At 58.7% G+C, this 10,947-nt stretch carries 8 protein-coding genes; 5 read left to right on the top strand and 3 right to left on the bottom strand.

All coding sequences use genetic code 11. From position 1 onward, the window contains the following. Positions 1-86 precede the first annotated feature (86 nt). Complete coding sequence (locus tag EM6_RS11930) at positions 87-2,426, bottom strand: TonB-dependent receptor (protein ID WP_126423304.1); 2,340 nt, start codon at positions 2,424-2,426, stop codon at positions 87-89. A gap of 365 nt (positions 2,427-2,791) precedes the next feature. Here EM6_RS11930 and EM6_RS11925 point away from each other — a divergent pair, with 365 nt between their 5' ends. From EM6_RS11925 to EM6_RS11915, 3 genes are all read left to right on the top strand, one after another. Then, positions 2,792-5,113: an EAL domain-containing protein gene (locus EM6_RS11925; protein WP_126423302.1), complete on the top strand. Its 2,322-nt coding sequence runs from the start codon at positions 2,792-2,794 to the stop codon at positions 5,111-5,113. 488 nt (positions 5,114-5,601) lie between these two features. Next, positions 5,602-5,979 carry a c-type cytochrome gene (locus EM6_RS11920; RefSeq protein WP_126423300.1) on the top strand — a complete coding sequence of 126 codons (378 nt, stop codon included), beginning with the start codon at positions 5,602-5,604 and terminating at the stop codon, positions 5,977-5,979. Between the two features lie 97 nt (positions 5,980-6,076). Next, positions 6,077-7,294, top strand: coding sequence for a multidrug effflux MFS transporter (locus tag EM6_RS11915; protein WP_126423298.1), 1,218 nt, complete (start codon positions 6,077-6,079; stop codon positions 7,292-7,294). A 13-nt stretch (positions 7,295-7,307) separates the two neighbouring features. Here EM6_RS11915 and maiA read toward each other — a convergent pair whose 3' ends face one another. Together maiA and EM6_RS11905 are read right to left on the bottom strand one after the other, a co-directional pair. Further along, positions 7,308-7,937 carry a maleylacetoacetate isomerase gene (maiA, locus tag EM6_RS11910; protein WP_126423296.1) on the bottom strand — a complete coding sequence of 210 codons (630 nt, stop codon included), beginning with the start codon at positions 7,935-7,937 and terminating at the stop codon, positions 7,308-7,310. Further along, positions 7,934-8,686: a Crp/Fnr family transcriptional regulator gene (locus EM6_RS11905; RefSeq protein WP_126423294.1), complete on the bottom strand. Its 753-nt coding sequence runs from the start codon at positions 8,684-8,686 to the stop codon at positions 7,934-7,936. Before EM6_RS11905 ends, maiA begins: the two co-directional genes overlap by 4 nt. 122 nt (positions 8,687-8,808) lie before the next feature. Here EM6_RS11905 and EM6_RS11900 point away from each other — a divergent pair, with 122 nt between their 5' ends. Together EM6_RS11900 and EM6_RS11895 are read left to right on the top strand one after the other, a co-directional pair. Continuing rightward, positions 8,809-9,198, top strand: coding sequence for a response regulator (locus EM6_RS11900; protein ID WP_126423292.1), 390 nt, complete (start codon positions 8,809-8,811; stop codon positions 9,196-9,198). Between the two features lie 133 nt (positions 9,199-9,331). Next, a complete protein-coding gene (locus EM6_RS11895) occupies positions 9,332-10,942 on the top strand; it encodes a pectate lyase (protein WP_126423290.1) in 1,611 nt (536 codons plus the stop codon). The last annotated feature ends 5 nt before the right edge of the window (positions 10,943-10,947 follow it).

Raw genomic sequence — 10,947 nt, 5'->3', positions numbered from 1 at the left:
CGCACGGGGTCAACCCGCTTCACCTCCCGCATTCCGGGGAGCCGATCAGATAAAAGGCGATGACCGAAACCATCGCCTTAAAAGGATCAGAAACCGCCACCGGGGTTGTTTCCGCCCCCGCCGCCACCCCAGTTGCCGCCGCCCTGGCCACCCCAGTTGCCTTGGCGCATGCGCTGACGCTCCGGGCCCTGATCTGACGACGGCCCGCCTGTTCGCGCAAAAGGCGTGATTTGAAGGCCGATATAAAAGACACGACCTCCCCCCAGGCTTTCGGAGCGCGCCTTGATGGTATCTGTATCGGTGATACTAACTGTTTTATTGATCTCGAACGGGTCGGTGATGTTAAAGGTCATTGAGTAGCGGTTATTGAACTTATGACGATAGCTGAGCGTCGTCATGAACATAGGCTCGCGATAACCCTGCCCTGTTAGCTCTTTGCCTCGTATGTTGGCAAACATGATCAGCGTATCGTTTGGAGTTACCTTATAGGTAGCACGGATACGACCGTTCAGCGAATCTGCCCTATCAACGGCGCCTCCTATGCTGCCGAAGCGGCGCGGTTGCTCGTTGCGGCTGTAAACGGCCTGAAGATTCATATCCAGCTTTGAGCCGATGCGGGTATTGTAGTTGAGATCAAGGCCTGTCGACGTGCCCTCGCCGCCGTTTTCGCGCGTCGTCAACAGCACATCCTGATCAATGAAATAACTGCGATCGACGAAAATGTCTTCAGACTGGCGATGGAAAAGTCTGGCCTGAAAGCTCAGCCCCTTACTGCGCTCAGTATATTCATAACCCAGTTCATAAGAATGTGTTTCTTCAGGCAAAAGGTTGGGATTACCCGAGCGCGCACTGCGTTCGTCGTTATAAATAACGAAGGGGTTGAGTTCTCCCGCCCCTGGACGACGAATACGGTTGGAATAGCTGAACTTCAGCTTACCTTTTTCTGACAAAAGATATTGCACCGTCAGGCTGGGGTGAACCTTGGTGTAGCGGTTTTCACGATAGATGCTAGTGGTCTGTTGATTAATGGTGACCGTCGTATTTTCGATCCGCACCCCACCAAGCACTATCCATTTGTCGCCGAGTGGGCGTTGATAGGTGAGGTAGGCCTCTGATTCATCCTGATCGTGTTCGAACATATTGCTGCGGCGCACGTCCAGCGTAGCCGCACTGCTCATCAGATCAATGTTGAAGTAACGATTGTCATAGGTCGTTTCACTGATGTCAAACTCCATACCAACGGCCAGATCGCCACCCGCAAACGGGCGGTTATAGTCCCAGCTGAGGTCGATATTGCGGCTTGACTGATCGTTGAACTGGCGAAAGCGACGATCCGTACGCGGCGTGCCGCTGACATTGTCAAAATCCTCATCGCGTAACTGGACGCGATTGCTGTCAGCCTGAGACAAACGCACCTCAGCCTTGAAATTTTCCCGCTCCTGATCGCCTTTGTGTGAGAAATTGAAGCGGCTGGAATAGGTCTGGCGATCATTCTTATTATTCCCCGTAATGCGCGAGTTATAGACTGAGGCCCCTGTCGAGCGCGTCGTACTCATCTGGTCGCTGGTATCATCGCTTTTGCCGACCTGAAACTGAATACCGGCTGTATCGTTATCGTTGAGATTGAACTCCACCCCGGTGGTAAGGCCATAATTATTGCCACGATTGCGGCTGAAATTCATGCCGTCTTCACGGGTCGAATTGGCTCCATTCAGCCGCTCACGAACAGATGAGCCCTCGCTGTCACGGCCATCTCGGCGCACAGTCAGGCCGCCCTGAAACGTGATCTTACCCGTATTGTAGGCACCTGAGACAGCCGCATTATACCGGTCATCATTGCCAACAGCCGTATTGATCTGCAAAGTCTTGCCGGGGCGACGGTCACGTCGCATAACGATATTGATTATACCCGCACCGCCTTCGGCCCCGAATTGGGCTGAGGGATTGGTCATAACCTCAATTGAGTCGATATCGCTAGCGGCCATGGATTGCAAAGTGGCCGCCCGGAAATCGCCTTGCACCATGGCAGACGGTTTGCCGTCAATCAAAACCTGCACACCGGAATTGCCACGCAGGGTCACATTGCCATCATTGTCGACGCTCACTCCTGGTGCCTTGTTCAAAGCGTCAGCAGCGCTGGACGTGGGTGTGTCCGGGTCAGATTTTGGATCATAAACGTCGCGGTCTATCTTGGAGGTCGGACGTGTGGCCGTGACGGTCACGGTTTCAACGGCGTCGCCTGTGCCCGTGGTGGGGGCGGCCTCTCCCGGTTTGGCGGCCGGTTTGGCCGGCGCTGGCTGCGCCTGAGCGGGGAGCGGGTTTGGGGTTGTCGCAGGCGCCGTCTGGGCGAAGGCTGGCAGGCTCATCATCAGACCGAGGGCGCTGGTGGTCAGCCAATAGCGCGTGTAGTGCGGGGGCATGTTCATTTGTGGAATTTCTTTGTCTTTTATTTACACAAAAACGGGCGACCCGTGCGGGTTGCGCTCCTACCTGATACGCGCAACCCGACCTGAGCCGTCGCCGTTGCGGCTTTTTGTCTGCGAACACAAATCCCTGTAGCAAAAATACTACAATTTAAGTGGTGCGGCCTTTATTCCGTCATGCCCATTCCACGGGCAGTGCAAGCCCTCTCTACAGTCAAAACAGAAAGTATAGAGAACGCTTTTATCTCAAACGAGAGGCTAGAATTATAGTTAATCAAAGGTCAACATATAAAAGGGTGTAAATTTTCACGCAGTTTGCAAAATACTAACACATTGAGGTCATTGTGGCGTTGCCGAGGTATTGCATCATGACGTCACCCAACACCCCGACTTCGTTCAAGGATCGCATCCGCAAATCAGTCGCCCTGATCGTGCTGCTGGTTGTGTCGGCTGTGCTGACCCTTATCGAGATTGGCCATCCGCTAGAGCTGTTCCTGCGCGCGGCCCGCAACTCCTTTCAGAAAATGCCGGTCAGCGGTGAAATGGTCGTCGTCGGTGTCGATGACGAAGCCCTGTCTTCGCTCGGCCCCTGGCCGTGGAAGCACGCCCACATGGCCGGCCTGACCGAGCGCCTGTTTGCCGATGGGGCGCGCCGCGTTTTCTTTATGACGCCATTGACCGATCAGGGTGAAAGCCGTAATCGCCTGCTGGCCGACAGCTTTGCGCGTTATCCCGGCCGCGTTTTTGTCGGCGCCAAGGCCGATTATCGGCTGGGGCCCAAGCGCGTGACCTATATCCTGCCGCCGGATATCGTCCGCGATGAAGCGCAGACTGTGTCTCTGGTGCGCTACGTGGCCTTTTGGGGTGGCTTTTCCAGCATACCGTACAAGACCGACGTTGAAGATCAGGCCCTCGATTCCATCGAATCCGTCCTTTCGGGCGTTTACGGCAGTACGCAGGAGCGCTTCCCGATCAACTATGCCTTCGACAGCAGCACTATTCCTTATGCCAGTGCCGCCGATGTTCTGAGCGGTAAGGCGCGCGCCAGCAGCTTCCGTGGGAAAGACGTCGTTGTGGGCTTTAATGCCCCGAGTCTGGGCGATCAGCTACGCGTTCTGGGTCAGGGTCATAAATCCCCGACCGCCGCCGTCGTCGTTTTAGGCGCGGAAACCCTTAAGCACGGGCGTCCGCTGCAACTGGGCTGGCTGCCGGGTTGGCTGTTTGCCGCCATTATCGCCGCCTGCCTGCTCAGCCCCCGTATGAAGCGCGGTAAGCGTCTTTTGATGCTGGGGGCCGTGGTTACCCTGCTGGTCGTGCCGGGCGTTCTAGAACGCTTCAATATCTTCATGGATATTATGGGCGGCATCACCCTCCTGCTGCTGACGGGCATTTATGTCCTGTGGCGTCGTTTCGGCGCGCAGGAGAAGAAGGGCGGGACCATCAACCCGGTGTCAGGTCTTTACACGCCCAATGCCATCCGTCACGAAGATCGTCTCGATGGCCGGCAACTGGTCGCCGCGCGTATCCGCCGCTACGCCGAAATGGTCAGCGCGTTGCCGCCAGAGGCCGAGCGTCTGCTGGTGAAGGAGATCGTGGCGCGCCTCGAACTGGGGGCCGGTGGAGCTCAACTCTATCACGGTGACGACGGTAACTTCTTCTGGCTGTCGAACCTGTATGACCATGACTTGCTGATCGAGCAATTCACCGCCCTGCACGTTATCTTCCGCAGCCCCATACGCTTTGCGCGCAATTCCTTCGACGTCGACATCTCCTTCGGCGTGGATCGCGAATTCGACCTGCCCGTTTCGCACCGCCTGACCAGCGCCCTGGCCGCCGCCCACTCGGCCGAACAGGATGGCACGCGCTGGCGTCTGCACGATCCGTCGCAGATCAGCGAAAAGGAATGGAACCTGTCGTTGCTGGGCGAACTGGACGACGCGCTGGACGCCGGAAAGATCTGGGTAGCCTATCAGCCGAAGATGGACCTCTACAGCAAGGAATTGCTGGGCGCCGAAGCGCTGGTGCGCTGGACGCACGAAACACGCGGCCCGGTCAGTCCGCTGGAATTTGTCGAAATGGCCGAACGCCACGGGCGTATCGACCGCCTGACGGATTTTGTGCTCAATGACGCGCTGAAAGTCGCCAAGACGGTCCTGCTGACCAAGCCGGAGTTTCGTATCTCGGTGAATATTTCGCCCAGTCTTCTCACCTCGCGCGACATAATGGACATGGTGAAGGCCGCGCTGGACCGCCATCAGGTGCCGCCGTCGTGCCTGATCCTCGAAGTGACCGAGACGCACGCCATTGCGCAGAACGAGACGCCCAGCCTGCTGATGGCCGAATTCCGCGACATGGGGATCGGCCTGTCGATCGACGACTATGGCACGGGCCTGTCAACGCTGGAATATCTGCGCAAGATCCCCGCGACGGAACTGAAGATCGACCGGCGCTTTACGCAGGATATCTGCGAAAACAAGGCCGATCGCGCCGTGATGAAGTCCACCATCCAACTGGCGCATGCGCTCGGCATGAAGGCGGTCGCCGAAGGAATCGAAACGCTGGAAGTCCTGTCGCTGCTGGCACGAATGGGCTGTGATACAGGTCAGGGCTACTATATTGCCCGCCCGATGGACGCCAAGGCGTTTCTGGCGCGCATGGCGGCCGAAGCCGAACAACTGCGCCACGGCTAAAAACCCATCTTCCTTAAAAACACCGCAACCCGCTGTCTTCTGACAGCGGGTCTTTTTTACTTACGCTAAGCCACTTTGGCATAGCTTTTGCAGTGAAACAGCGCCTGTTAACCTTGTCGTGCAGATATCGCGGCAAAACGCCACGCATCCCTGACAAGGTTTATTTTGATTTCCTTGCACAATTCGTCAGTTGCGAGAAAAAACGGGTTAATTTGCCGTAAAAATTCTTGGTTAATGCTTGTCAATGCGTTTAGAAAGTGTTAACCATGCACGTACAGCGATAGGGCTGTTTAGCGTGATCAAGTGAGGCATATCATGTGGGATTGGCTGTTCGGATACTGGTACTAATACCAGTCTAAATACTTTCGGAAGGCCCCCTTTGCGGGGCCTTTCTTGATTCTGTGCGCCGGATCTGACGTCGGATTCCGTATTTACGAGGGCACAGAGCCTGTTAAAGACAGACAGACCCACCCCTCAACAGGATTGCCATGACCCGCATTTTGAAAGCCCTGACGCCCCTGACTGGCGCTTTGCTGCTGATCGTGTCCCTCACCCCGGCGCAGGCGCAGGACGCTGTTGCCGGTAAAAAGGCCTTCGGGGCTTGCATGTCGTGCCATTCGGTGAAGCCGGGTGCCACGGGCATCGGCCCGTCACTGGCCGGCATTGTCGGCAAGAAGGCAGGGACCAATGATCCGAAGTTCAGCTACTCAGCCGCGATGAAGAAGGGGCCGGTATGGAGCGAGGCGCAACTGGACCGCTTTCTGGCTGACCCCGGCGGCACCCTCCCCGGCAACACCATGGCCATGGCCCCGACAAAGGATGCCAAAAAGCGTGCTGATATCATAGCCTATCTGAAGGCGAACTAAGCCCCAGACCCGGAGCCCTGTCTATCGGCCAAGATATTCAACTTTTCCCAAACTCGTAATTTCTTTCGTAGCGTCATCCGGCTATAGGGGGCGCGTCATGTTCAAGCTCCCCCCCAAGGACATCCCGCCGTTCCCCGAATTCGTCGCCATTATCGCTGCTTGTATGGCCGCGACGGCGCTGAGCGTGGACACCATGCTGCCCGCCCTGCCCGCCATGGCAGCGGATTTCGGCATCGACAATGCCAATCGGATGCAATTGATTATCTCCGTATTCTTTATGGGGATCGGTATAGGTCAGTTTATCTGCGGCACCTTGTCTGACTGGCTGGGGCGACGCCGCGTGTTGCTGGGCGGGCTGATCGTCTATGTGCTGCTGTCGCTGACCGTGTCTCTGGTCACCGATCTGGAGCACATGATCCTGCTGCGCTTTTTTCAGGGCGTGGCGGCGGCCTCGGCCAATGTGATCCCGCGCTCAGCCATCCGCGATCTCTATTCTGGCGCGCGCATGGCCAAGGTGCTCTCGACCTCACACGTCATCTTCATGGCCGTACCGATCATGGCCCCCAGCCTGGGGCAATTGATCATGCTTGCCTTTCCGTGGCGAGGTATATTCTTTGCGCTGACGATTGCCGGATTACTGGTCTTTGTCTGGGTGTGGCTGCGTCTGCCGGAAACCCTGCCGGTCGAGCAGCGCTTCGCCCCCTCACCGGGCAAGTTCCTCCGCGTGGCACGCTATATCGCCTCAGAGCCCACCTCACTCGGCTATGGGCTGGCGGTGATGGTGATGACGGCGATGATCCTCTGTTATCTGTCGATGATGCCGCAGATCTTCGAAGAGGTTTTCCATCAGCCGGGTTATCTGGGGCTGGTCTTTGCCCTCTGCGCCGGAGCCATGGCGGTCGGGGCCTTTATCAATATCCGGCTGGTCGAGCGATTGGGGACGCGCGTCATGTCACACCGTTCGCTAACCGCCCTGATTATTCTGTCCGTCGTGCACGTGGTGTGGGCGCTGCTGGGCTATGAGACCCTGATCAGTTTCACGCTTCTGCAGGGCCTGACCATGATGTGCATGGCCATGTGTACCTCCAACTTCACGGCGATTGCCATGGAAAAGGTCGGCCATGTGGCGGGCACCGCGGCTTCGCTTCAGGGGGTGCTGTCGATGGTCGGCGGCGGCCTGATCGGGGCGTGGATCGGTCAGTTCTGGTCCGGCGGCGTATGGCTTTTGCCGCTGGCGGCTATGGGGCTGGGCTTGACAGCCATCAGCATCATTCTGGTGGTCGAAAAGGGTCGGCTGTACCGTAATCCGGTCTAGGGTCCAAACCCGATCATTCGGCATCCGGCTGCACGTCCGGTCGCGTGGCGTCAAAGGCCGGATGGCTCAGACAGGCGGCTTCGGCATCCCTCAGACGCGGCCAGCGCAGTTCGACCCCAAAGCGGCGGGCATTGGCCATCTGCGGCACCAGAAAAACGTCAGCCAGCGTCACCTGCGCGCCGAAACAGTAGGGTCCCGCCTGCCCTTCCAGCAGGGCCTCACAGGCGTCGAAGCCCGTGGCAATCGTCTCCTGCGCCCACGCCCTGACGCCCGCCTCGTCCTGACCCAGCGCCTTGATCCGGTTGAGGACACGCAGGTTCTGCACCGGGTGGATTTCGCAGGCGATGGCGTAGGCCAAGGCGCGGATACGCGCTCGCTCCAGCGCGCTGCCGGGCAGAAGTGGCGCCTGCGGATAGACCTCATCCAGATATTCGCAGATGGCCAGAGACTGGGTCAGTATCTCTCCGTCTTCGACCTCCAGCGCCGGGACCAGACCTTGCGGGTTGACCTTCAGATAGGCAGGCGCGCGCTGATCGCCGTGACGCAGGTGCACGAAGACCTGATCATAGTCGAGACCTTTCAGCGCCAGCGCGATACGCACGCGCCAGGCGGCCGAGGAGCGGAAATAGCCGTGCAGTTTCATTTCGCTGTCATCTCATCGTCTTCCGGCGCGGGATAGACCCCGGCCAGCACTTCGTCAAAATGGGCGCGCACCTGATTGGCGCAGCCACAGGCGCGCTGCCTGAGCCCGGCCGGATCGCGGATTTCGACCCGCCCGCGCACGGTGGCCAGCAGGCCGTCCCGCTGCAACACGCCCATGACACGGCTGACATAGGCCCGCCCGACGCCCAGCATAGACGACAACTGATCCTGCGTCAGCGGGATTGTCGCCGTCTCTGTGCGGTCCAGCGCCAGGGTCAGCCAGCGCGCCGCGCGCTGTTCGATGGTATGGGTGGCGTTGCAGGCCACCGACTGAAACACCTGCGCCAGCAGGCAGTCGGAATAGCGCGCAAAGAAGTAGCGGAGCGTCAGGGATTCGGCCTTCAGCGCCTCCAGTGTCTTCAGATCAATGCGCAGCAGCTTGCCCGGAAACTGTACCTCGGCGCACGAAAAGGCGGGCAGACGGCCCTGACTGACAATGCCGCCAACGGCCCCTTCGCGCCCGACCAGCGCCGTTTCGACCCCGCGCCCGTCATCCAGCAGCACACGGAAACCCACCAGGGTGGGTCCCAGCGGAAACCAGGCGTGGCGCACCACGTCCCCGGCATTGAACAGGACCATGCCGCGCGGGGCTTCGATCACCTCCATACGCGCTTGCAGCCGCATCCGGTCGGCGGGGCGCAGCGCCATCAGCAGATTGCTGCTCAACAGTTCGGGGTGGAGCGTGTCCATAGAGGGCCTCATCACGTTTGCCCCCTATGTGTACGAGTGCACATACAATGCCGCCATGTCGGGTTAGGCACGCGGTCGCAAGGTTTCAATAAAACCCGCTTCCTCGAAAGGTCCGCACATTTATGGCGTCCGCCGCCCCCCTTATCCTGCTGGCCGAGCCGCACCCCCCCAGCGCCGACCTCATCGTCACCTTGCTGGAGGATCTGGGGCTGAAGGCCGTGGTCCTTACCCGCGGTAACGCCTTGCTGGAGGCCCTGTTGTCGCGTGAGGGCCACGTTGTTCTGCTCAGCATCGACCTGCCGGACATGGACGGGTTTCGCGCCACACGCCAAATCCGTGATCTGGAACGTCGCCGGCTGATCCCGCCGGTCGTCGTCATCGGCCTGACGCCGCAGGGCCTGATTGATGAGCGCCAGCTTTGCCTCGATGCCGGTATGGACGGCTACCTGTCGAAACCCGTGACGCTGGGTCGCCTCAGCGCCGCCCTGTCGCCCTACCCCTTGCCGAATTAATCCCGTCACTTCTGCGTCTGAAAAACTGTCCCGAAAAAATTTGTGGCGATACGCTGGAAACCGGTGTCATTACCGTATAAGGTAGCGCCAACCATAAAAACAAACGCTCAGTTTCGGGAAAGACGCCTACTCCATGCGCCCCTTTTTAAAATCGATTGCAGGTCTCACGGCGGGCCTGTGTCTGGCTTTGTGCAGCCCGCTCGCCACAGCCGCCCCTCAGCCGTCGGACAGCGCGGTCAAAAAGACTATGCGCAAGGCCACGCAATTCATGGTCGAGACCGTTTCGACCAATGGGGGCTATGTGTGGTCCTATCTGCCGGACATGTCGCGCCGCTGGGGTGAACTGGAAGCCAAACCCAGCATGATCTGGGTGCAGCCACCAGGTACGGCCACCATGGGTCACCTCTTCCTCGACGCTTACCATGCCACGGGCGATGAGTATTACTACACCGCCGCCGAAAAGGCCGCCGCCGCCCTGATCTTCGGACAGCAGGACAATGGCGGCTGGCACTATTTCATCGATTTCGGTGGCGAGGCCTCAACGAAACAGTGGTACGACACCATTGGCAAGAACGCCTGGCGCATGGAAGAATTCCAGCACTATTGGGGCAACGCCACCTATGACGATGACGGCACGGTGGAGGCCATGACCTTCATCCTGCGTCTCTATCTCGAAAAGCACGACCCGAAGTACAAACCCTCCCTCGACAAGGCGATCGACTTCGTCCTCAAGAGCCAGTACCCCAATGGCGGCTGGCCGCAGCGTTATCCGCTGAAGTATGAGTTTTCGCACCACGGTCAGCCGGACTACACCTCCTACATCACCTTCAATGATGATGTAGCCGCCGGTAATGTCCACTTCCTGATCCTCTGCTATCAGGCGCTGGGCGAAACGCGCGTTCTCGATGCCATAAACCGCGGCATGAACATCTATATTCTGGCGCAAAACGGCGCGCCGCAGGCCGGCTGGGCGCTGCAATATACGCCCGATCTCAAGCCCGCCGGGGCGCGTACCTATGAGCCGAAATCCCTGTCGGCGCACACCACCGCCAGCGCCATCCGGCAGTTGATGGACTTCTATAAGCTCACCGGCGACACCAAATATCTGGCACCGATTCCCGCAGCGCTCGACTGGCTCGACTCGGTGCGTTTGCCCGGCGAAAAGCCCCTCTATCCGTCGTTTGTGGAACTGGGCACCAATAAGGCGCTCTATACGCACCGCGAAGGCTCAAACGTCGTCAACGGCCACTACTATGCCGACTATAATCCGGAGCATACGCTGCGCCACTACAGCTCGACGCGCTCGATCAATGTCGCCAAGCTGCGTCAGGACTATGAAAAGCTGAAAGCCACCCCACCGGAAGAGGCCTCCAAAGACTCGCCGCTGAAATACGGCGTGGCCAAGCCGCTGCCGCGTTATTTCCTGATCGAGGAACACAGCGATTCCGACCTCAACCACAGCCGCGTCGCCGAAACCGCCGGTCAGCTGGTCAAATCACTGAACAAGGACGGCTGGTGGCCGACCGAGCTGAAATCGACCTCCAACCCCTATATCGGAGACGGGTCGCCGACGCCGACCGAAGGGGATTACCGCTCGACGCACGTTGGCGACAAGACCGACACCTCGCCCTACATCGCCGATAAACCCGTCATCGGCATTTCGACCAGCGCCTATATCGACAATATGAAGGCGCTGATCGGAGCACTGAACGCCAAAGACACTAACGAAAACAAAAAGAAATAAAGGAA

This window comes from Asticcacaulis excentricus, assembly GCF_003966695.1.
GTDB classification, from domain to species: Bacteria; Pseudomonadota; Alphaproteobacteria; order Caulobacterales; family Caulobacteraceae; genus Asticcacaulis; species Asticcacaulis excentricus_A.
The sequence above is the reverse complement of the archived record's forward strand: the minus strand, read 5'-3'. Positions and strand labels throughout refer to the sequence as shown.

Bases quoted from the DNA above. Each gene is read 5' to 3' on its own strand.
- EM6_RS11900 (WP_126423292.1), top strand. From the start codon at position 8,809: ATGGCGTCCGCCGCCCCCCTTATCCTGCTGGCCGAGCCGCACCCCCCC.
- maiA (WP_126423296.1), bottom strand. From the start codon at position 7,937: ATGAAACTGCACGGCTATTTCCGCTCCTCGGCCGCCTGGCGCGTGCGT.
- EM6_RS11895 (WP_126423290.1), top strand. From the start codon at position 9,332: ATGCGCCCCTTTTTAAAATCGATTGCAGGTCTCACGGCGGGCCTGTGT.
- EM6_RS11905 (WP_126423294.1), bottom strand. From the start codon at position 8,686: ATGGACACGCTCCACCCCGAACTGTTGAGCAGCAATCTGCTGATGGCG.
- EM6_RS11915 (WP_126423298.1), top strand. From the start codon at position 6,077: ATGTTCAAGCTCCCCCCCAAGGACATCCCGCCGTTCCCCGAATTCGTC.
- EM6_RS11930 (WP_126423304.1), bottom strand. From the start codon at position 2,426: ATGAACATGCCCCCGCACTACACGCGCTATTGGCTGACCACCAGCGCC.
- EM6_RS11925 (WP_126423302.1), top strand. From the start codon at position 2,792: ATGACGTCACCCAACACCCCGACTTCGTTCAAGGATCGCATCCGCAAA.
- EM6_RS11920 (WP_126423300.1), top strand. From the start codon at position 5,602: ATGACCCGCATTTTGAAAGCCCTGACGCCCCTGACTGGCGCTTTGCTG.